Source organism: Chryseobacterium sp. StRB126 (assembly GCF_000829375.1).
In the GTDB taxonomy this organism is placed as follows: domain Bacteria; phylum Bacteroidota; class Bacteroidia; order Flavobacteriales; family Weeksellaceae; genus Chryseobacterium.
Genome location: NZ_AP014624.1, coordinates 4,056,049 through 4,079,154, shown reverse-complemented (window position 1 = coordinate 4,079,154; position 23,106 = coordinate 4,056,049). Strand labels below are relative to the sequence as shown.

Annotated in this window: 17 protein-coding genes; 11 read left to right on the top strand and 6 right to left on the bottom strand. The window is 35.8% G+C overall.

Annotation, left to right across the window (positions count from 1 at the left end; genetic code table 11):
* Nucleotides 1-8: 8 nt before the first annotated feature.
* The 3 genes from CHSO_RS26335 to mnmE form a co-directional block, all read right to left on the bottom strand.
* Nucleotides 9-209 (bottom strand): phage integrase SAM-like domain-containing protein, encoded by a 201-nt coding sequence (locus tag CHSO_RS26335; protein ID WP_232509096.1) that lies wholly within the window; start codon nt 207-209, stop codon nt 9-11.
* Nucleotides 210-332: 123 nt separating this feature from the next.
* Nucleotides 333-533: a hypothetical protein gene (locus CHSO_RS26330; protein WP_232509095.1), complete on the bottom strand. Its 201-nt coding sequence runs from the start codon at nt 531-533 to the stop codon at nt 333-335.
* Between the two features lie 540 nt (nt 534-1,073).
* Nucleotides 1,074-2,459 (bottom strand): tRNA uridine-5-carboxymethylaminomethyl(34) synthesis GTPase MnmE, encoded by a 1,386-nt coding sequence (gene mnmE, locus CHSO_RS18430; RefSeq protein WP_045499220.1) that lies wholly within the window; start codon nt 2,457-2,459, stop codon nt 1,074-1,076.
* A gap of 472 nt (nt 2,460-2,931) precedes the next feature.
* On the opposite strand from mnmE, the gene CHSO_RS18425 reads away from it, so the two are divergent.
* The gene (locus CHSO_RS18425) at nt 2,932-3,930 is read left to right on the top strand and encodes a hypothetical protein (protein ID WP_045499217.1); all 999 of its coding nucleotides are present in this window, start codon (nt 2,932-2,934) and stop codon (nt 3,928-3,930) included.
* Between the two features lie 19 nt (nt 3,931-3,949).
* Nucleotides 3,950-4,465 carry a hypothetical protein gene (locus CHSO_RS18420; RefSeq protein WP_045502938.1) on the top strand — a complete coding sequence of 172 codons (516 nt, stop codon included), beginning with the start codon at nt 3,950-3,952 and terminating at the stop codon, nt 4,463-4,465.
* 768 nt (nt 4,466-5,233) lie between these two features.
* On the opposite strand, the gene CHSO_RS18415 is transcribed toward CHSO_RS18420, so the two are convergent.
* A complete protein-coding gene (locus CHSO_RS18415; RefSeq protein ID WP_045499214.1) occupies nt 5,234-6,661 on the bottom strand; it encodes a LuxR C-terminal-related transcriptional regulator in 1,428 nt (475 codons plus the stop codon).
* A 376-nt stretch (nt 6,662-7,037) separates the two neighbouring features.
* Complete coding sequence (locus CHSO_RS18410) at nt 7,038-7,508, bottom strand: Lrp/AsnC family transcriptional regulator (protein WP_045499211.1); 471 nt, start codon at nt 7,506-7,508, stop codon at nt 7,038-7,040.
* 143 nt (nt 7,509-7,651) lie between these two features.
* Here CHSO_RS18410 and CHSO_RS18405 point away from each other — a divergent pair, with 143 nt between their 5' ends.
* From CHSO_RS18405 to CHSO_RS18365, 9 genes are all read left to right on the top strand, one after another.
* Complete coding sequence (locus CHSO_RS18405) at nt 7,652-9,040, top strand: MFS transporter (RefSeq protein WP_045499208.1); 1,389 nt, start codon at nt 7,652-7,654, stop codon at nt 9,038-9,040.
* Nucleotides 9,041-9,139: 99 nt separating this feature from the next.
* Nucleotides 9,140-9,886: a metallophosphoesterase gene (locus tag CHSO_RS18400; RefSeq protein ID WP_045499205.1), complete on the top strand. Its 747-nt coding sequence runs from the start codon at nt 9,140-9,142 to the stop codon at nt 9,884-9,886.
* A gap of 236 nt (nt 9,887-10,122) precedes the next feature.
* Nucleotides 10,123-11,049 carry a helix-turn-helix domain-containing protein gene (locus tag CHSO_RS18395; protein WP_052480658.1) on the top strand — a complete coding sequence of 309 codons (927 nt, stop codon included), beginning with the start codon at nt 10,123-10,125 and terminating at the stop codon, nt 11,047-11,049.
* A 215-nt stretch (nt 11,050-11,264) separates the two neighbouring features.
* A complete protein-coding gene (locus tag CHSO_RS18390) occupies nt 11,265-12,410 on the top strand; it encodes an efflux RND transporter periplasmic adaptor subunit (protein ID WP_045499203.1) in 1,146 nt (381 codons plus the stop codon).
* 9 nt (nt 12,411-12,419) lie between these two features.
* The gene (locus CHSO_RS18385) at nt 12,420-15,560 is read left to right on the top strand and encodes an efflux RND transporter permease subunit (protein WP_045499193.1); all 3,141 of its coding nucleotides are present in this window, start codon (nt 12,420-12,422) and stop codon (nt 15,558-15,560) included.
* 17 nt (nt 15,561-15,577) lie between these two features.
* Nucleotides 15,578-16,978: an efflux transporter outer membrane subunit gene (locus tag CHSO_RS18380; RefSeq protein ID WP_045499190.1), complete on the top strand. Its 1,401-nt coding sequence runs from the start codon at nt 15,578-15,580 to the stop codon at nt 16,976-16,978.
* Nucleotides 16,979-17,035: 57 nt separating this feature from the next.
* Nucleotides 17,036-17,590: a DUF2652 domain-containing protein gene (locus tag CHSO_RS18375; RefSeq protein ID WP_045499187.1), complete on the top strand. Its 555-nt coding sequence runs from the start codon at nt 17,036-17,038 to the stop codon at nt 17,588-17,590.
* Between the two features lie 325 nt (nt 17,591-17,915).
* Nucleotides 17,916-20,093: an outer membrane beta-barrel family protein gene (locus CHSO_RS18370; RefSeq protein ID WP_045499184.1), complete on the top strand. Its 2,178-nt coding sequence runs from the start codon at nt 17,916-17,918 to the stop codon at nt 20,091-20,093.
* Between the two features lie 116 nt (nt 20,094-20,209).
* On the top strand, nt 20,210-20,599 hold the full coding sequence (locus CHSO_RS18365; protein ID WP_045499175.1) for a hypothetical protein: 390 nt from the start codon (nt 20,210-20,212) through the stop codon (nt 20,597-20,599).
* 81 nt (nt 20,600-20,680) lie between these two features.
* Here the strand turns inward: CHSO_RS18365 and CHSO_RS18360 are convergent, their stop codons facing one another.
* Nucleotides 20,681-22,939 (bottom strand): glycoside hydrolase family 3 C-terminal domain-containing protein, encoded by a 2,259-nt coding sequence (locus CHSO_RS18360; protein WP_045499172.1) that lies wholly within the window; start codon nt 22,937-22,939, stop codon nt 20,681-20,683.
* Nucleotides 22,940-23,106 lie beyond the last annotated feature (167 nt).

Sequence of the window (23,106 nt, the reverse complement as noted above, 5' to 3'; positions counted from 1 at the left end):
TGCCCTTCTTAAAGATGCCTTGAATTTATTGAAATAAGAATATTTGAGTTAAGAGATAATGGTAGATCGCTTTTAGTTTTGGCTTCATTATCAATATAGTTCTTTACTTTTTTAATAAAGTTTTCGTCAATTTCTTCAAAAAGTAAATTTTGAGGAATTACCTTTTTTAGATGTACTAGGGTAGAAGTCCAGTTCCCATAATTATTCACAGAATTTACTTTTTCTTATGTTTTTTCAGAAAAGTAATCCAAAAATTTTTTCTTGTCTTTAGCAGCATTCCTAATTTTAAATTTACCTTGAACAAATTCAGCTTTCCGAATTGCTAAAATGTTTTACGCCAGTTTTTGGTTTTCTTTATTCTCTTTTTTTTCGACGGGAGTTTTAGGGTTTTGATGAAGATATATTTTTAAATACTCAAAGTCTCTTACATGAAGACGTTTTCCATTATCATCAATATTAGAACCTTTGTAATATTCTACATAAAGGCTTAATCTTCCGTTACTCAATTTTCTCTGCTTTAGCGTAATTAACATATCGGTTTATTTAGTAGTTGTATACCTTGCCTCTTTTGAGGTGTACAAAGGTGTATAAATATAGAAAATAGAGCTTAATAAGAAAAAAACAAAATTTACGTAAGTTGCTGTAAATCAAATAAAAGAATGAATATGAAAGTAAAAGAAAGTGTATTTATTTCCCTGTGAAAAATAACTCTAAAATTTAGTTTTTTAGCTCATCCGGATGAAATTGGAAGTTTTTAAATTGATTACAATTTTTAAAAATAGTCAAGCGATGGAGTTTATAAAACAATAATTTCTCCAAATTAAGGGTATATAGAATCCACTAGTCCTCTTTAAGGATCACTTAATAACCATTGGATTATTTTAGGGCAAGGAATTCTATAGCCATTCCATTTTCTTTTGCTCAAATTTTGTGCTTTAATGTCAAAGGGACAAGAAAAGGGACAAAAATTTGAGCATTAAAAACTCCAAAATCACATAAGTTGCATTAAATCAATACGTTATATAAATAACGTTAAAATATGCAACTTGTTGTTTATCAGGTTTTTGTGTATTCTATTTGCCGATACAAAACTTAGAGAAAATATTCCCCAGCACTTCATCATTCGTAACCTCACCGGAAATCTCACCAAGGTGCTCTAACGCATTTCTTAACTCATAAGCCAGTAATTCTGTAGAAATCTGGATAGAAATAGCTTCTTTTACCTTGTTTACGGCATCTAAAGATTTTTGTAAAGCTTCGAAATGACGTTGATTGGTGATAACCACGTTATTTTCTTCCGATTTTAATTGCTCTACATAAGAAGATAATTCATTCTTAAGATCCTGGATATTCTGGTTTTCAACAGCAGAAATTTTGATGAAATCAAATTCGTGCGAAATAGCCTTTCTGAAAATATTTTCTACCGTTTCGTATTTTGTAGGAGTAACCTCGTCAATTTTAGTAGCACATATAATTAATTTCAAATCTGCTCTTAGCAAAGACTGAATCATTTCAATGTCCTCAGAGAAATCTTCAGTAGCAGCATCAGCCAGATAGACTAAAATATTGGCATTTTCTACCTTTTCCTTAGCTTTTTTCACCCCAATGGCCTCAATTTCATCTACTGTTTCACGCAAACCGGCAGTATCAATCAGACGGAAAGCATGTCCTTTAATATGAAGGATTTCCTCAATAGTGTCCCTTGTTGTTCCGGCAATATTACTTACAATAGCTCTTTCCTCTTTCAATAAAGCATTAAGAAGCGTAGATTTTCCTGCATTAGGTTTCCCGATGATCGCAACAGCAGTACCATTTTTAATGGCATTTCCATATTGAAAACTCTCAATAAGAGACTTTAATTTTACATCGATCTTATCCAATAGCCCACTTAAAGCAGTTCTGTCAGCAAATTCTACATCTTCCTCTGCGAAATCCAATTCTAATTCAATAAGAGAAACAAAATTCAAAAGATCAGTTCTTAATAACGATATTTCATTAGTAATTCCACCTTTTAATTGGTTAATGGCTACTTTTCTGGAAGCTTCATTTTCAGATGCAATTACATCAGCAATAGCTTCTGCCTGCGAAAGGTCAATTCTTCCATTGATAAAAGCACGAAGGGTAAATTCTCCAGCTTTAGCCATTCTTGCTCCGTTTTTAATAAGCGTTTCAAGAATGCGTTTTCCGATATGTGGTGAACCGTGAAAAGCAATTTCAACAGAATTTTCTGTAGTGAAACTTTTTGGTGCAAGGAAAATGGAAAGCATGATTTCATCAATAGCTTCTTCACCATCCATAAAATAACCGTAGTGGATGGTATGTGATTTTTGTTTTTCAAGCTTTTTTGCCGGAAAACTTTTCTGAACTATGGGTAAAACATCATTTCCGGAAACCCGGATAATGCCTAAAGCACCTATTCCATTGGCTGTAGCCAGCGCACAAATAGTATCGTTATTCATGGTGCAAATTTACGCTTTTTAATACAAATTGTATAGAGCAGACTATATGTATTGTCTATACTTCTTATCAGGAAAGGCTGTTCAGAATTATTTTTCCAATGAAATGATCTTTTGAATAGGCAAAGGGATTTAAAACCATCAATATTCTTTAGGATTTTTCCCGTGGATCAACACTATTGTTAAATGTATTTAATTTATTTAAACAAATGGTTATCAATGAATTGTTTTTTTTTTTTGTTACGAAATCTAATGCTGTAATAAAAAAAGTAACAAAAATGAATTTCGGTACAGTACTATATTGTTGTTTAAAAGAGTAGTGAAGTTTGGTATATTAATTGTAGGGTAGGGGGTTCGATGATGCGAAAAAAATACATATTTATCATTAAAATATGAATAATTCGTTAATTAAGCTTAAATATATATGAATAATTTAAATTTTTTCAATTTTAATAAAAAGATATTTTTTTTGTTAATGATTGCTTTTTATGGTGTTGCCCATGCCCAGACATGTACCCCCTACACGGGGCAGCCGATGATAAGTGGAATAACCTATTGTCTTAATGGGAATCTTGCTGTAGGGACTAATATTAACATTCCAAATGGTGCAATACTCATTATTCAGTCTGGTCAATTACAATCCGTCAGTATTCAGGTTAATGGTATTCTGGAGATTGGTGATGGTGCAAGTGTAAAATCTACAGGTACTGTTACAGTAGGAGCATTTAATTCTCAAAAGGATTCAAAAATTAAATTAGGAACTAAATCATTTTTGTCTCTTGTAGGTTCGGTGGTTCAGGAAGATCCTACTTTTTTTGGTGCCTTCCCAGGGTCAACTTCTACCATAGAAATGGGAACCAACAGTGTTGTAGAAATTTGTGGAACATTTACCCAACAGTCTACAACGTATCCATCTGTCAAATATATCGGGATTCCTACCGGCAAAGCTTATTGTATTGCGAAAGCTGATGTAAGTGGTGGAGGTGGTGTAATCGGTAATGACAGCCAAATTGTAGCTATTGCTATGGGAAATGTGTTAGGACTTGGTATGGGAAATACAAGTTTCTGTGGTCCTAATGCAACATCTGCAACATGTCCATCTCTTTGGCCAAATGGATTGTCTGATGATAAATTAACCTGTGGTAATGCACCAACAATTATTGATAATGTAGATTCATTCTGTACAAAGCCAGGGGCTACAGGAACTCCTAACGGATTTACCAAATTCGGAATTACCATTCAGCAGAAAAATAACACTTGGCCTGAAAATGTTCCAAACGGTTTCGTTACTCTGGAAGCTAAAGATAAGGGTTTTGTAGTTACAAGAGTTCAGCACGTAAGCCAGACTCCCCAGCCAGGAGATGCAATTGCTAACCCAAAAGAAGGAATGCTCTTGTATGATCTTCAGGATAGATGTGTGAAGCTTTACAACGGTATTGAGTGGAAGTGTGTAGAGAGAAGCTGTAATGATTAATCTAAAAATTAATAAAAGGATGAAAAATATAAAAAATATAGGCATAGCCGTTGCCTTAGTTATTTTTAACTTTTCTATTGCGCAGGTAGCAATTGGTAAACAAACGGTAGATGGTAACAGTACAGTTCTGGATTTTAATAATGTATCAGGAAATACAAAAGGATTAATCCTTCCTGCAACCTTTGGTGTTCCAACCGGCTCTCTGGTGAACGGAACATTTGTTTTTGATGTAACTGACAATAAAATAAAAGTGTACGAGAATGATGCATGGAGGCTTTTATCTGATACCGGCAGCTCAAGCGCTATTATTACGAACAATTCTGCAGTACAAGGTAAAGGAGTAGTTATCGGTGCATCATCCAGTACTGCAGATGGAGTATTGGTATTGGAATCTCCGGATAAGGCAATGATTCTTCCTCAGATTGCAACACCTCATCTCAATGTAAAGAATCCCTATCCTGGAATGATGTGTTATGATACAACTAGTAAAGCATTAGCAGTATTTGATGGATCAGTCTGGAGTTACTGGAAATAACCTAGAATGAAATAATTTCCGGGAAACCGGTGTATATAAGTTTATAATGTGTGTTGAAACAGTAGTATATGAATATGTACTGCTGTTTTTTATAGTTATTATTATAAAAAGAGAGATTACAACTTCTCAAATGTAATCTCTCAGTTAAACAAATAATATAAATTGTAATATTCTCAGTTTTCTATGAAAAGATGTATTATGATAATTCTGAGATTATTTTTCATCGTAGAATGTTGTGTTAAATAGGCCTCTTTTTTATTTGTGTTTTTAGTTAATATTATTTGTTTAGTTTGTAAAATAAATCTCACCCCTTCTGGATTTTTCATCATTTGTGTTCTTAATACCTTTGTTAGATTATAATTAAATTAGTTGCAAAGGGGGAGATTGTATATATATGTTTTTTGGTGGTGTTTTTAATATTGTAAGGAGTTTATCTTTTTAACATTACAAACATATTCAATAATGATAAGTATCTCCAAAAAACAACATACGACATAGCTACACTACAGCTACGACTTTTTATGTATTTAATTGATTTTCATTGTATTATGTTTTGTTTTTGTGGAAATGTAAAAACTATTTTTGCAAAATAAAAATTGAAAACCCTTCAATGAAGGATCACTTTTTTATCTTAATATCAGTTTTTTTTTTTTATAAAAAAATTCTTACAGAGTTAACATCATGTAATGGATATTATTAATAGGATAAAGTTTTAATGAATTATCAACCTTTTTAAGGGTTAGTTAGGTTGGTAAAATTTCAAAAAAGCTAGAGGGAAGTTAAAAAGCTGTACAGATCCGTTTCTGAAGAAATATTAAGTTTTTTTCTGAGTCGGCCTTTTTTGGTTTGTACAGATCTGTGCTGTATAAAAGTAAAGTCAGCAATATCTTTCGATGAAAAACCAATCCAGATCATCGCACATAAAGCCAACTCAGATTTTGTTAGCTGCGGATTGATTTTTAAAATATTCTGAAATAAACTGGGATTAATCTCTTCAAATCTCTTAATGAACTTAAGATCATTACTCTTGGCAAGCTCTAATAACTCTGTGAAATCTTCCTTAGAGATCCTTTCTTTTGAAGGAAAAGTTGCAGTATTCGGTTTTCTAGAGTTTTTGTCTTCTTTTTTATATTTTCTGGTTCTGATAATTAAAAATAAAACAGCTCCAACAATGAGAACAAAGACTCCAATGAAAATGAAAATAAGGTTAATATTATCCTTGTTTTTTTGTTCAATGATTTCACTCAGGGAAAGATCAATGGCTTCATTTCCTGATACTTTTAGTTTCTGATCCAATTCCTCGGACTTGGAAGTATAGGTGGCTTCCATTTTCTCGTTGTTGAGACTTTCGTAAACAAAAGCTATCCGTCTGTAAAGATCTGGTAATTTGTTGATCCTTTTTGTTTTAACTAAAATATCTGCTGCTTTTTTATAAAAATCCAATGCTTTTTCAAACTCCTTTTTTTCAGAAAGAAGGTCAGCATAAAAATAGTAAATGATGCCTTGTCTTACCGTTCCATATTCAGTATCTTTAAGAAGTAATAGTGCTTTATTATTGTAGAAAGTGGCGGAATCAAGATTTTTGGTTTGTTGTAAATGATAATTCCCGATCAAAGAAGCATTGATGGCAGAAGGGTCCAGACTGAATCCTCTGTGACAGTAAATTAATGCAGAGTCTTTATAAGTAGAAGAAATAAAATCAGCTCTCTGCTCATACATATTGCCCAATAACCATCCTTTTTCATCCAGTTTTTTTCCATAACGAATGGCTTTTGCATTGTAACTTAATGCTGTATTAACGAGTCCTGTAACATAATTGACTTGGCCATATTCATGATAAAGCTTAGCGTAAAGAAAATTATCATTAAGCCGGATGACGATTTTTTCTGCCGATTTCAGATATTCATGGCTGGTTTTATACTTTCCCATCATACCATAAGTATTGGCAAGATTGATGTATCCTAAGGCTTCTCCTCTTGAATATCCTCCTTCTTTTGACTGTCTGATGATTTCGGTATTCAAAGCGATGAGCTCTGTCTCTTTTCCTTCCAGCCTTAGCTTTTCATTTTTTGTAAGTAAGGCATTATCGATTTTCCGGATATCGATTTTTTTCTCACAATTACTTAAGGAAATTGCAATAAATAGATATATAAATATTCTGTGATTTTTTAAAAAGATATCCCTGATGAAGTTCATGAGTTCTATAATTTTATATCATTTATATAATGACGAAAATAGTCTCGATACTGTTGTCTGAAAAAAAGACATAGCCAACTCTTGAGAAGTTTGTCGTTTTCAGTTTTAATGGAGGATAAAACTGTACAGGATTTCTTTATTTTAAGGAGTCCTGATTGGTAATGCAGTACAGGACAGCTTATTATGGTTGTCTGGATTAATAAATTTAGCGCTCATCATCTTTTTTGTTTAGTGAAATCTGCCTATTCCAAAAGCAGATTTAAGTTACTAAGTTAGTGAAAAATAAATACAGATCCAATACCTGCTTGGTTTAAAGAAAATTGTAGGGTTGAAATGTAAATATTTACCTGATTGACTTATATGTATTTGATTTTGTTTATACAATTTGAGCACTTTCTTTAATACTGCTCATCACAAAAATACTTTTGGTTTGGCCAATTCCTTCAATTTCCGATAATTTATTGATGAAAAACTCATGAAACTCATCCATATTGGGAGCCAGAATCTTGAGCATAAAATCAAAATCACCACTAATATTGTAAAACTCAACCACTTCTTTCAATCTGCTCACTTCTTCAATGAATTTTCCTGCAGTTTTCTTATTGTGAACATTCAGAGCGATCATACAGATAACCATCATGCCTTTATTCACTTTCTTGCGGTCTACTACAGCGGTATATTCTTTAATGATTCCCTGTTTTTCCATACGCTTAATACGTTCATGGGTAGGTGTGGGGCTCAGATTAATTCTTGCCGAAATATCACGGACACTCATTTTTGCATCTTTCTGAAGAAGTCTCAGGATAGAAAGATCTTTTTCGTCTGGAGTATAATTTTCTGTTGGCATTTGTTCTGTTTTTATAGGGTTAATTTTGATGTTTCAGTTAATTTGTTCTTTTTATTATGTTTATTTAGTTTTATTGTTCCAAATTTAATGTAAAATTTTTACTTACGTTCTGTTAATTTTAATTTTGCAGGAAATTTGAATATATGGATACAAGGAAGAATTTAATATTAATTTTAGCATCGGTAGGAACTTTTGTAGAGGCTTTGGATATTGCCATTATTAATTTAACCATTCCTTCTATTCAGGAGCAGTTTCATATTGGAGCGGGAACCGTGCAGTGGTTGCAGACACTTTATGTATTGTTCTTTGGTGGTTTCCTAATTATTGGTGGAAAGCTTTCCGATCAGATCGGAAGAAAGAAAATGTTCTTGTTAGGAGCTCTGATTTTTATGTTGACATCATTAGGAGCTGGGCTTTCTGAAAGTTTCAATATGCTGGCCATATTCCGTGCTTTGCAAGGATTGGGAGCAGCGTTTGTAATGCCGGCAGCCTTATCTATTGTAACCAATACTTTCAGAGAAGAACAGGAAAGAAACCGTGCAATTGGAATTTTTAGTTCTTTTGCCGCTATTGGTTCGGGAAGTGGACTTTCTGTAGGAGGAATTATCAGTACATATCTAAGCTGGCACTGGGTTTTTCTTATTAATGTTCCGATACTTTTAATCACATTAATTTTATCTTATTATTATTTACCAACAGATGAGAAAAATGGAAAGGCACAAAAAACAGATGTTATTTCAGGAATATTAATGGTAGTTGGGCTTTTAAGTTTAACCTATGGAACCCACGAATTGGTTCATATTAAAGAGCAGCCTTTTCTGGTAATAGGTTCATTGGTCGTAGCTGTATTGCTTTTAATGATGGTATTCTTTAGATTGAGAACTGTTGCAGAGCCATTATTTGATCTAAAATTATTCAGATATGGTTCATTAGTAATTTCTAACGCTGCTTTCTTTACTTTGGGAGCATTTTTCATCGGGTTCTTATTCCTGATCTCCTTAATGCTTCAGAAAGATATGGGCTATAATGCTGCTGCTTCAGGATTAATGCTTGTTCCATTCAGTGTACTGTCTGCTTTAACGGCTAAATTTATCTTACCTCACATTTCAAAACGATTGAGCTCTTCTCAAATGGGGGTATTAGGCTGGTCTTTTATGCTGGCGGGAGGGGTGTTATTGTTAATCTCAGTATTTACGGGCCATCCGTTAGCAGTGGTTTTATTAGGAGCTGCATGTATCTCCGGAATAGGAATGACTTTCTGCTTTACGGCACTTTCCGTGATGGGAATTCAGGATGTTGAGCCTTCCAATTACGGATTGGCATCAAGTTTGAGTTCTACAAGTTACTTCCTGGGAGCGGGGATTGGATTGTCATTCATGACATTAATGAGCCAGGTTTTTCCTTCAGAATTTGCAGTCGGAAGCTTGAATTTAATCGTTTTGATTAGCTATGCTCTTTTAGCTCTTGGAATGTTATTCTATTTTATATTGAAAAGCTTAAAAGTGAAGCAGGCAGAAGTTGCTGTTTCCTAATAAGCGGCCTTAAAATTACACAAACTATATGAGCAGGGAATCGGTGTTTAGACATCGGTTTCTTTTTTTATTTTCATTCGTCTTCATTACTTTTGCAGCATGAGAATACAAATCATTAGTGATCTTCATCAGGAATTTGGACGAACTGAATTATGTTTTGATAATGCGGACGTTGTTGTTTTGGCTGGTGATATCAATTTGGGAACCAAAGGAATTGAATGGATTAAAGAAGCAATTTGGGATAAGCCCGTCATTTATGTGCTGGGAAATCATGAATATTATAAAGGCTCTTATCCGAAGACATTACATAAAATTAAAAATGCTGCTGAAGATTCCAATGTTTTTGTACTCGAAAATTCTTTCATAGATATTGAAGGTGTGCGTTTTCATGGAACTACTTTATGGACTGATTTTTCAATTTTTGGAAACCCTGTGAAATATGGAATGATATGCCAACCCAAGATAAATGATTATAAAAAGATCACCCGTGATCCTTCTTATTCTAAATTGAGAACAATAGATACTTTTAAGATTCATCAGCTTTCAAAAGTATGGCTGGAGGAGAGTCTTGAAGTTTCGAAAGGATTTAAAAATATAGTGGTTACCCATCATGCCCCCAGTATTCAATCCGTACCGGAACATTATAAAGAAGATCCGTTGACTTCAGCGTACGTCTCCAATTTGGAGGATATGATTCTGGAGCACCAGCCCATGTATTGGGTTCATGGTCATATTCATACCCCATCCAGATATAAAATTGGAAAAACTGAGGTCATTTGTAATCCTCATGGTTATATTGATGAAAAATATAATGGATATGAAAGGGAATTGATTGTTGAAGTATAAAACTTGAAAAAGTAAAAAAAGAATAGAAAATAGATGCTGTTACCTAAAAGTAGTCACTATTATTAATAACACAAGACTTCAGTCATTCCCCTTCGCTGGAGGGGTGGCGAAAATGCAAAGAATTTTTGACAGGGTGGTTATGTATATTCTACCTTTTTTGAACTGCTTCACAATGGTTCCCTTCTTTTCACAATTTCGCCTTTTTCACTACCTTCGTACCTCATACCCCATTTCCCATGGCTAAAAAATCCCGCAAAGAACTCCCCAAAGAACCTGATTTTGTTTCACGGCTGGCTTTTGATGAAGTTTTGCAGCAAGTAGGATTCGATCTTAGAATCAAGGAGTTTGTGGTAATGGATATCGATAGGGAAAACTATATCATCAAGCCGAACATACCTTACCGTTCGGATTATTTCTGTATTTTCCTCGTGCAGGAAGGAAGCGTTGGTTTTAAGCTTGATGACAAAAGCTATGAAGTTTTTAAAGGAGATGCGGTTTTCGGCCCTATGTCGGAAACCTTTTGGGTGGAAAATATTGCAGAAGATTATAAGGCTACTTATATTTTCTTTTCTGTTGATTTTATTTCTCAGGCTGGTTTTAATTATAAATCCAATAATGTCCTGAAGAGCCTTTCATCAGATCCTACCCATATTATCAGGAATGAACCGGATTTGTTCAGAAAGCTTAATTTTCACCTTGATGAATTGAAACAGTTGAATAACAAGGAGAAAGATAACTACTATTTTAATGAAATGATCTGGCATCACTTCTCGCTGGTGATTTATGAAATAGACAATTACTTCAAGAAAATTGAAAAACCTCATGTGGTTACCCATCGTGAAGACGAGCTTACCACAAGTTTTTTTAAATTGGTTCAGGAACATTTCAAAGAAGAGCATAATGTTCAGTTCTACGCAGACAAGCTGTTTATCAGTCGGAAATATCTTACAAAGGTTATTAATAAAACCATGTTTAAAACGCCAAGAGATATTATCCATCATATATTGGCGGTAGAAGCAAGATTGCTGCTTAAAAACCCTAATCTAAATGTGAATGAGGTGGCAGTACAGCTTAAATTCTCTGATCAGGCCTCCTTCAGTAAATTTTTTAAAAAACACACCGGTAGAGCTCCTTTAGAATACAGAAAAGATGATTTGTATTGATAATGAGCGAGTTGTATTCATGGTGTCTTTTTGATAAAACTAACGCTTATTTTTGATTTAAAATTTAGAAATATCTCATTTAAATTATCTATGAATGATATTTCTCATGTTTTTAAAAATAAGGAGTCTTTTTGACAAAACAAGGGGTTTTTTGAATAATTCGATTGAATTTTTTTCGTTCGATTTTTGTACGGAAAATTTAAATGACTAGAGTTATGCAAAGATTTTTTGTTCAAAAATCAACCCTATTTTTTCTTTCGCTCATTGCTTTAACGGGGTGTAAGAAAAATAATCAAAATCAAGCTTATCAACAACAGGCACCAGAACTTCCTGTAGAAATAGTAAAACAAGGAGACGCTTCTGTTTCCCGAGAGTATGCAGCATCTATTGAGGGGATTTCCAATGTCGAAATCAGACCTCAGGTAACCGGATATCTAAGCAAAATTTTTGTGGATGAAGGAGATTATGTAAAAGCCGGGCAGCCACTTTTTAAAATTGAAGACAGGATATTTGCTGAGCAGTTAAAAAGTGCGCAGGCGGCACTCATTACAGCACAGGCTAATCTTTCCACTTCAAAAATTGATCTGGAAAGGAAAAAGGAGCTTTTCAGAAATAAAATGGTTTCCGAAATTCAGGTGAAAGAAGCTGAAGCAGCTTATAATGCAGCAAGGGGAGCCGTAAGCCAGTCCACATCTTCTATTGAATCCGCAAAAATTAATCTTAATTTTTCAACCATTAAAGCTCCGGTAAGTGGATTTATCGGGAGATTCAACTACCGTTTGGGAAGTTTGATGACACCGGGTAATCAGGAGCCGATTACCCTGTTGTCAGATATTCATCAGGTATATACCTATTTCAGCTTAAGTGAAAATGACTTTAATAATTTCCAGAAGCAGTATGTAGGAAGCAGCATTGATGAGGTTATTAAAAACACTCCGGCTGTATCTCTATTGCTTTCAGGAGGTGAAAAGTATGCTGAAACGGGAAGAATTGATGCTGTTGAAGGTCAGTTTAACAAAACTACAGGTTCTATTACTTTAAGAGCAAAATTCAACAATCCCAATAATGTTCTTAGAAGTGGAAACACTGGGAAAATCTTATTAGACCAGTTCTACAGCAATGTGGTTTTACTTCCGATAGCATCTACCAGAACCATTCAGGACAAAGTTTTTGTATTTACCATCAAAAATGGAAAAGCAGAAATGCTTCCTGTAGAAGTAAATGGAAAAGCTGGGGATAATTTCATTGTTTCCAAAGGGCTTAGAGCTGGAGATCAGTATATCGTTTCCGGTTTCGACAGACTACAGCCGGGAACTCCCGTAGTAGCACAAAAGAAAAATGCTCAACAGAAAAAATTGTAAGAAGAAATCATGTTAAAGAAAATTATAAAAAGACCCGTACTGGCAACGGTTATTTCCGTATTGCTTGTCATTCTCGGGATTGTCGGTATGGTCAGCCTGCCGATTACAAAATTCCCGGATATTGCACCGCCTACTGTTATGGTAACTGCTGCTTATCCCGGAGCAAATGCTGAAACGATTGCAAGATCTGTGGCTCCGCCGTTGGAAAATGCCATCAATGGAGTGGAAAATATGGATTACATTACTTCTACAGCGAGTAATGACGGTACTTTGAGTATCACGGTAATCTTTAAATTGGGAACAGATCCGGATCAGGCAGCCATTAACGTTCAGAACAGGGTAGCGCAGGTAACCAACCAGCTTCCTGCTGAGGTTATTCAGGCGGGGATTACCACTGTAAAGAGACAGAACAGTATGATTGCGATGGTTTCTCTAACCAGTAAAGATGGTTCAATGAGTGATCTTTTCCTTGAGAACTACGCAAAAATCAATATTGTACCTGAATTAAAAAGAGTAAAAGGAGTAGGAGATGCGATGGTGTATGGTAACAAAGATTACTCTATGCGTGTATGGCTTGATCCGAACAAGTTGGCTTCTTACAATCTTACGCCATCAGAGGTTTCCCGTGCGATTCAGACCCAAAACCTGGAGGCGGCACCTGGAAGGCTAGGGGAAAGAAGTAAGGAAGTGATGGAATATGTCCTTAGATACAAAGGAAAATTCACGGAGCCTGAGCAGTATGAAAATATTACGATTAAAGCATTGAGTGATGGTTCTGTTTTAAAGTTGAAAGATGTTGCGAAGGTTGAATTCGGAGCGTACAGTTATACAGTTTCGTCCAACTTTAATAAGAAGGCTTCAGTAACAATGGCGATTTTTCAGATGGCAGGATCCAATGCCAATGAAGTGCAGATTGCTCTTCAGAACAGAATGAAGGAGTTAGAGAAATCTTTCCCGGCAGGAATGGATTATGAAATACCGTACGCCACTAAAGAAGCATTAGATCAGTCTATTGAACAGGTAATTCATACTCTGATTGAAGCATTTATCCTTGTATTCATTGTGGTGTATATATTCTTACAGGATTTCAGATCAACGTTAATTCCGGCAATTGCAGTTCCGGTTTCGATTGTGGGAACGTTCTTCTTCATGAAAGTTTTTGGTTTCTCCATCAATATTTTGACGTTGTTTGCTTTGGTGCTCGCCATTGGGATTGTAGTGGATGATGCCATTGTAGTGGTGGAAGCGGTTCATGCTAAAATGGAACATAAAAAACTGAATCCAAGAGCGGCAACCATGTCTGCGATGAGTGAGATTACAGGAGCTATTGTGTCTATTACCTTAATTATGTCTGCGGTTTTCGTTCCGGTGGCATTTATGAGTGGCTCCACGGGATTATTCTATCAGCAGTTTGCTTTAACATTGGCGATTGCAATTGTGATTTCAGCCATCAATGCATTGACGCTGAGTCCTGCTTTATGTGCTTTATTCCTTAAACAACATCATGGAGGAGCTCATGAAAAAATGAATTTTAAAGACCGCTTCTTTGCCGGATTTAATGCAAGTTTCAATAAACTGACGTTCCGTTATGGAAAAGCTGTATTATTCCTTTTGAAGAAAAAATGGATTGCATTGGCGATCATTGTAGCATTCGGAGGATTGTTTGCCTGGATGTCTATGACGACTCCAAAAGGATTTATTCCGGATGAAGATCAGAGTTTTATCATCGTAACAGCTAATCTGGCTCCGGGAGCATCTAAAGACAGAACATCCAAAGTAGTTTCTGATACGGAAGATCTTTTGATGAAAAATCCGGCAGTAGACAAGGTAATTTCAGTAGATGGACTAAACTTATTCAGTGGATCCATGTCTTCTTCTGCAGCCTCTATCTTCGTGAAATTAAAAAATGGTGGCAAAAGAGGGCCTGTCAATAATATCAATGCGATTATTGGTCAGGTACAGGGGGCTCTTTCACAGGATAAAAGAGCTAATTTCCTTGTGTTGAATACACCAACAGTGGACGGTTTCGGGAATACGAGCGGGATGGAGCTTGTGCTTCAGGACCGTACGAATGGAGAACTTCAGAACCTTGGGAATATTTCCTATGGAATGATGGGTGCTTTGATGCAGAGACCTGAAGTAGCGGTGGCATTTACCACATTTGATGTTACCTATCCGCAGTTTGAAGTGTTGGTAGATGAAGTGAAATCGGCCCAGCTTGGAGTGAATGTTTCTGATGTTTTAGGCGTTATGCAAGGATATTACGGAAGTATTCAGGCTTCGGATTTCAACAGATTTGGAAAATATTATAGAGTTTTGGTACAGTCCACTCCGGAAACAAGACAGGATAAAGAATCCCTGAATGGGCTTTTTGTTAAGAATAATCTGGGACAAATGGTTCCTATCACTACTTTGGTAAGTTTAAAACAGACCACCGGCGCGGAAGTGGTAGACCGTTTCAATCTTTTCAATTCATCCAATTTAACAGTAATGGCTGCGCCGGGTTACAGTACTGGTCAGGCAATGGCTGCTGTAGAAGAAGTAAGCAAGCAGGTGCTTCCTCCGGGATATACTTATGATTATAAAGGGATGAGCCGTGAAGAAGCCGGCTCCAGTTCACAATCAGTGATGATTTTCGGATTGTGTATTGTATTTGTATTCTTCCTGTTATCGGCGCAATATGAAAGTTATATCCTTCCATTTGCGGTATTGATTGCTATTCCGGTAGGGTTGTCAGGCGTTTTTGTGGGAATTACTTTCGCAGAATTATCCAATAATATTTATGTTCAGATTGCTCTGGTCATGTTGATCGGGCTTCTGGCGAAGAATGGTATTTTGATTGTGGAATTTGCTATTCAGAGACGAAGAGCCGGAAAAAGTCTTATTGCTTCAGCGGTGGAAGGAGCTAAAGCTCGTTTACGCCCTATTTTGATGACCTCTCTGGCATTTATTACCGGATTGCTTCCATTGATTTTTGTGGTAGGTCCGTCTGCAATGGGGAACCATTCTATTGGATATGCCGCAATTTCAGGGATGCTTTTCGGGACCATCTTAGGAATTTTTGTAGTTCCGGTACTTTTTGTGATGTTCCAGGCTCTGCATGAGAAAATCAACGGAAAAGTAGTAACGGATGCGGATTGGGAATATTAATTCAAATGATTATAACAATGAAAATTAAGAATATAGCATATATCGCATTCATGTCGGGAACAGCTGTTTCGTGTGGCGTTCAGAAATATGAACAGCCTGAAGTGAAGATGCCTGAAACTTTCAGAAGTGACAGTATTGTGGTGGAGCAGAATGAAAATATCGCGAAGATCGGTTACAAAGACTTTTTCAAAGATCCGGTTTTGGTAGGATTAATTGATAAGGCGATGGTGCAGAATAATGATCTGCAAGTCGCTTTAAAACAAATCGAATTTGCTTCACTGGCTTATACTCAAAGTAAATGGGGAAATGTTCCCACTATCAATGCTACTGCAAATGCTAATATCAGCCGACCTTCTGACAACAGTATGAACGGAATGATGGCAGGAAAAAGATATACGGAATCCTATACAGCAGCACTCAATTTTTCATGGGAAGCTGACATCTGGGGAAAGATTAAAGGAAGAAAGGAGCAGGCATTAGCAGACTATCTTAAAACCCAGGAAGCAGCAAAGGCGGTAAAGACCCAATTGGTGGCTGCTGTAGTTCAGGGGTATTATAATCTTTTGATGCTGGATACTCAGTTGGAGATTACAAAATCCAATCTGACGTATGCTGATAATACCCTTAAATTTTTAGTGAAGCAACAGGAGCTGGGATTAACAACAGCTTTGGCGGTGCAGCAACAGGAAATTGTAAAAGATCAGATCCTGAAAACGATTCCTGCCATTGAAAGTTCTGTCGCTACGCAGGAAAATGCTTTAAGCTTGTTAACCGGTTCCATGCCGGGGAAAATTGAAAGAAAGGCAAGCCTGAATACTATTCAGTCTCCGGATCATATTTCAGCAGGAGTTCCGTCAGAGTTATTAAGTTACAGACCTGATGTGAAAACGGCTGAGCTAGAGGTGAGAAAAAGCGCTGCAGCAATCCATGTTGCTAAAATGAGTATGTATCCATCATTGAATATTACAGCTCAGGGTGGGGTAAATGCTTTCCAGATCAGCAAATGGTTCAGTATTCCGGGATCCCTTTTTGGAATGGCTGCCGGAGCTATTGCTCAACCTATTTTGAATGGAAAACAACTGAAAACTCAGTATGAACAGTCTAAAGTATTGGCCGATCAGGCTGAAATAGGATTTAAGCAATCTGTTTTAAAAGCGGTAGGAGAAGTTTCTGATGCGTTGGTGCAGATCCAGAAGCTGGAAGAGCAGCAGAAAATTGCTGAAGGATTGGTAGTGAAATCCGGTGAAGCGGTGAAGAAAGCAGATCTGTTGTTTAAATATAACTCAGCAACATATGTAGAGGTTATCATGGCTCAAACCAATAAGCTTAATGCTGAATTGGAGCTGGCTTCTCTGAAAGCTCAACGATTGAATGCAATAACTGCACTGTACCGTTCTGTAGGTGGCGGATGGCAATAAAGTAAAATTAAACCTGCTTCGTCTTTAGGTGCAGCAGGTTTTTAATCCAAAATCATTATGAAGAATACAGATATACAAGAGGGAATCATTTTAATTCCGGATTTCAGCGGATTTACCGAATTTGTGTTCAATACCAAACTTTATACGGGAGAATATATTGTAAGACAACTATTATCTACGCTGATTGATGTGAACGATCAGTATTTTGAGATTTCTGAAATTGAAGGTGATGCTATTTTATTTTATCGCTATGATGAAAATCCTTCCTATCAGAATATTTCAGGAATGCTTTGGAAAATGCGTAACGCATTCAACAGAAAAATAAAAGAATTGAGTAAAAGTTTAAGCACCACTATAGATTTGTCTCTGAAGTTTATCGTTCATTATGGAGCATTTTCGCAATATAATATCGGAAGCTTCAGAAAACTGTATGGGAAAACGATTGTTGAGGCGCATCAGCTTTTGAAAAATGGCTTGGCACAGCAGCCTTCGTATGCTTTATTCAGTAATTCTTTTTTAGAAAATACAAATAATCAGGAAGCTGATTTCAATATAGATCAGCATCACCTACCTGAAGTGGGCATGATCCATTATTTTGAAAATGTATACTAGCATATTCTTTATTTTTTAATCCTTGTAAATTTGCTATTGCTAGCGGCCCGGGTGAGATCCGGGCTTTTTTTACGGGTAAAATGAAAATAGATATGTTAAAGTTTGGTTAATGGAAATTATTGCTGTTATTAATTTATTGTATATGTAGTAGAAATAAGAATGTTTAGTTGTTTATCATGTCTTAATAAATGTTATTTCTTTGAATTATTCCTAAATTTTAAATTTGTAAACTGTTAAAACATAGAGGTTTATTTCCATTCTTTAATTTTTTTGATGTAACAAATATTAGGGCATAGTGGTCTTATAGATAAAACTAAGATTTCACATGAAAGTAATATTATTTCCTATCGCCTTATTAACGGGCTCTCTGACCCTGGCGCAGACGCAGACTCCGATTGCTAAGGATACCGTAAAGAGCAATGCAAAGGAGATTGAGGCAGTAACCATTGTAGCAAGAAAACCTACAGTAGAGTCTAAAGTAGACCGAACTGTTTTTAATGTGGCCAACAGCGCCATTGTAGCTGGAAATACAACATGGGATGTTCTGAGAATGACTCCTCTGGTAAGCATTGATAACAGTGATGCTATAAAGGCGGAAGGACAGTCGGTAACCGTATATATCAATGACAGAAAATCAGTTTTTACAGGAAAAGAACTAAAGGAATATCTTAAAACAATTCCGGCAGATAATCTTTTAAAAATTGAAGTTATTACAAGTCCGTCTTCAAGATATGAAGCTACCGGTTCCGTTATTAATATTGTTTTGAAGAAACGCGATGATGAAGGATTAAAAGGAAGTATTTCGCTAAGCAACAGACACAGTACAAAAAATACACAGTATTCTAACTTTAACCTGAATTATCATAAGAAGAAATTTACCCAGACGCTGGTTGGAAGTTATGCCAATAATAATTACGTACAAAAAGGTTCCAGTAACCTTATGTTTTATGCTGACAATACGCTGAACAGGGATTTAAGTTATGAAACCATTTCCAAAAGCGAAACCCCATCACTTTCCTCAACTTCTGAATTTGAGCTTAATGACAAAAATAATATCGGGTTTGTTTTGGAATATTATCAAAGCCGAAATTTATCATGGTCAAATACTGATGGAAGAGAATACGATGATGATAAAAAAGACTTTATAGATTACCATCAGGCTCAAACTGCTAATGGCTTTTATCGTAATCTGGGTACCAATGCTTTTTATAAGTATTATGATAAAGAAAAAAACAGAATTCTGGATATTAATCTAGGTACCAATTATTCTGGAAATGATAATAATGACCTCATCAATAAAACAATAGTAAACGATCCTAAGGTTAAGGAAATAGGATCCATAAACAATGGCCAGATGCGTAATTATTATCTGAAAGTGGATTATACTCAGCCATTAGGTGCATCGTGGGGAACTATTGAAGTAGGAGCGAAAACAGAACTCAACAACCATGTTATTCCCAATAATCTGTATGGATACAGTCTGGGAACTTCCGAGTATGCAGGCCTTTCTACAAGGGATAAGTTCCATTATGAGGATAATCTAACTTCTGTATATGCCAACTATAGTAAAACGTTTTTTAAAAAGCTGGAGACCCGTATTGGTCTTCGATATGAATATATTGATTTTAAGGTAAGACAGGATGTAGCAGGAACTGAAAGAAAAAATGGTTATGGTACTTTTCTCCCTAACTTATTGATAAAATATAGTTTTTCAGATAAATATGATCTGAGCCTTACTTACGACCGCAAAATCTGGAGACCCTGGTATTCGGAATTCAATCCTTTTTTAACGCCCTCCATTGACGGAACGTATTCCAGAGGAAATATGAACCTGAATCCCAACCCTAATGACAGGCTTTACCTGAAGTTTGGAATCCTGAAAAAGTATTTTATTTCTGCAAGATACATGTATACCAATCAGGATTACTGGACCACTTACTCCAGTGAAGGGGGAAGAAATGTGTCTTATCCCGGAAACTTTAATGGAAGAGTTGAGAAATATTACCTTTTTGCCAATACCAACCAGAATTTTCTTAAAAATAAACTGAATGTGAATGTTGGGTTTGGTTGGTACTATATTGATAATCATGATTTCAATTTAAAGAATGATATTGGAGGAAAAGCTTATATCAACTATTGGAGCGGTTCAGCTAATCTTTCTTATACGAATCTTTTCAATAAGAATATCAACCTGAGTGCCTGGATGGAAATTTCCAATCAGAACAATGGAAATACACAAGCTAATAACACCAATGTTTTTCATAATATTTCGATCACCAAAATATTTCCTAAAACACAAATGGAAGCCAGTATTCAGCTGATGAATATCTTTAAACGACCTTATTCTGATGACATCACTTACAATCAGGGCGGAACAGTGAGAAGATATGAATTGTGGGATTGGTATGGAGTGAATGTTACTTTTGTAAAACGTTTCGGAAACCAGAAAGTGAAAGAAAATACCAAAACGGATGTTGAAAAAAATCCTGGAGGGGCAAAATAAAAAAGTTAGTTCAATATAAAAGCAGATTTTGGTTTGAAATCTGCTTTTTATTTATTACAGAGTATGATTTTTCTTGGCTATATGATTACATATACTTAAGTTTGTAAAAAATAACCATGAAAAAAACAACATTAAGCTTTATTGTTGCGGCTGGATTAATTTTAGGGACAGCTGCTCTATTTGGTCAGAAACCATCTGACGTAATTACAGAAAACTCCATTCATTTGACTGAAAATAATACAGGTAGCGGTATTGAAGGTACTTGGAAAATCCATAAAATAGATGGTCAGATAGTTGAGAATGATTTAACAAAGACATTTGCTCCTGGTGGTGTAATGATTAGCAAACAAGGGCGTGCTTCTAAAAAAACGAAATGGAAAATGGAAAACGGAAAACTTTGTGTGAATGAAGTAGGAGACGATTTTTCTTGTTGTGAATATAAAGTCACAAAAACTACTTTGACTTATAAGATTATGGGGAGTGAATTAAGTTTTATCCGTAAATAGTTTCAAGCAAATACATTAAAATTTGATATAAAAAATGCCCGAGTTTAGTCGGGCATTCGATTTAGAAATATATAAGTAAGGTTACTTCAACGTAAACTTCACCTTCGTTTTAATAGCATCAGAAGAATTTCCTATTTGAGCTTCAAAATCTCCAGGTTCAGCTACCCAGTCATGCTTCTGAGCATCAAAGAAACTTAAAGCAGATTTGTCAATAGTGAAAGTCACTTCTTTTTGTTCGCCAGGATTTAAATATACTTTTTCGAAACCTTTTAACTCTTTAGCTGGACGTGGAACTGATGATTTTAAATCGCTGATATAAAGCTGGGCAACTTCGGCTCCTGCTTTCTTTCCTGTATTTTTAACCGTTACCGTAAAAGTTATAGTATCGTTTGGTGATAAGGCGGTTTTATCTGCTTTTGCTTTTCCGAACTCAAAAGTCGTATAGCTTAATCCATGTCCGAAGCTGAAAAGAGGTTTGATATTTTTGGTATCATGCCAACGGTATCCTACAAATACCCCTTCATTATAAGTTATATTAATAGGATTTTTCTGATCTTTTCCTTTTCCGGCAGCCAATTCATCTTTCTGACCAGGGTATTCTCCAAGCTGATGCGCTGAATTGTCTTCAAGCTTTACAGGAAATGTAAAAGGAAGTTTTCCTGATGGGTTAGCATCACCTGCTAAAACAGAAGCGATAGAATTTCCAGCTTCAGAACCCAGATACCATGACTGTAAAACGGTTGGAACTTCTTTAATCCAAGGCATAGCTACAGCATTTCCTGAAACTAATACTACCGCTAAGTTTTTGTTGGCCTTGGCAAGTGCTGTAATAACATTATCCTGATTGTATGGCAATCCATAGCTTTTTCTGTCATTTCCTTCACTGTCCTGGAAGTCTGCTTTATTCAATCCGCCAACAAAAATTACGTAGTCAGATTTTTTGGCTAATTCAACGGCTTCGTTTAATAATTCAATTTCAGAACGGGTATCTTTTAAATCCTGTCCAGATTTTACCCCATTATATTCTCCACCAATGTCTCCTACATAGCCTCTGGCATATTGAACCTCTGATTGTTTGCCAAATCTGGATTTAATTCCATCCAAAGGAAGAGTCTCATATTTTACTTTTAATGATGAAGAACCTCCACCCACAGTCATAATCTTAATGGCATTTTCACCAATAACAGCAATTTTTTTAGCCTTATTAATATCAATAGGAAGAATATTTCCTTGGTTTTTTAGCAGAACAATTCCTTCTTCTCCGATTTCTTTAGCGATAGCTTTGTGTTCTTCAGAAGCGATATTCCCGAAAGGTTTGTTTCTGTTCATGGTGGTTTTATAAGCAAGGCGAAGAAGTCTGGTTACTTTGTCATCAAGTTCTTCGGTACCTACTTTTCCTGCTTTAACCAGATCAAGATAAGGCTTTGCCAGATAGTAATTGTCGTAAGCATTTTTAGTTCCGGCAGAAAGACCGTTAGTCCATGAACCAAATTCAAGATCCAGTCCATTATGAATTGCCTGTTCAGTATTGTTTACTGCCCCCCAGTCAGATACAACTACCCCTTTGTAATTCCATTCTTTTTTTAGAATATCGTTCAAAAGGTATTGATTTTGGCTGGCATATTGACCTTTATACATGTCATAAGCTCCCATGATTGTCCAGGAATCTCCTTCTGTAACAGCCGCTTTAAAAGGTGGTAAGTAAATTTCATACAATGTTCTGTCATCCACATTCACATTACTGGTATGACGGAACATTTCCTGATTGTTCAGGGCAAAATGTTTCACAGAAGTGGCTACTCCGTTAGATTGTACTCCCTTGATATAAGGTACCACCATTTTTGAGGTCAGATAAGGATCTTCACCCATGTATTCAAAATTTCTTCCATTCAATGGAGTTCTGTAGATATTCACTCCTGGTCCTAAAAGAATATCTTTTTTTCTGTATCGGGCTTCTTCTCCTAATGCTTTACCGTAGTTCCATGACATTTTTTTATTCCAGGTTGCCGATAGAGCGGTTAGGGCAGGGTAGGCGATAATAGAATCGTTGGTCCATCCGGCCTGATCCCATTCGTCCCACATTACTTCAGGGCGTACCCCGTGAGGTCCGTCGGTTGTCCAGAATTCAGGAATTCCCAATCTTGGAACACCAGGTGAGCTAAATTTCGACTGTGCATGAAGCATAGCCACTTTTTCTTCCAGCGTCATTTTAGAAAGAGCATCCTTGATACGTTCTTCTACAGGTTTTGATTCATCTAAATAAACGGGAGTATTAGTCTGAGCCATATAAGAAACAGAAATAAAGGTGAATAAACTTACAATGGCGGTTTTCTTTAACATATTGCCTTTTTATTGGATTGAAACAAAAATAAGCAAAATTTTTATATTATCTCAAATTGAGAAAATAAATTTTTAACCCTAAAAAAGCTGTCTGCAAAATTGCTGACAGCTTGTTATTTATCATAAGGTAAAAATGTGATGGGTGAGATAGAGAGGTAAAGAGAACA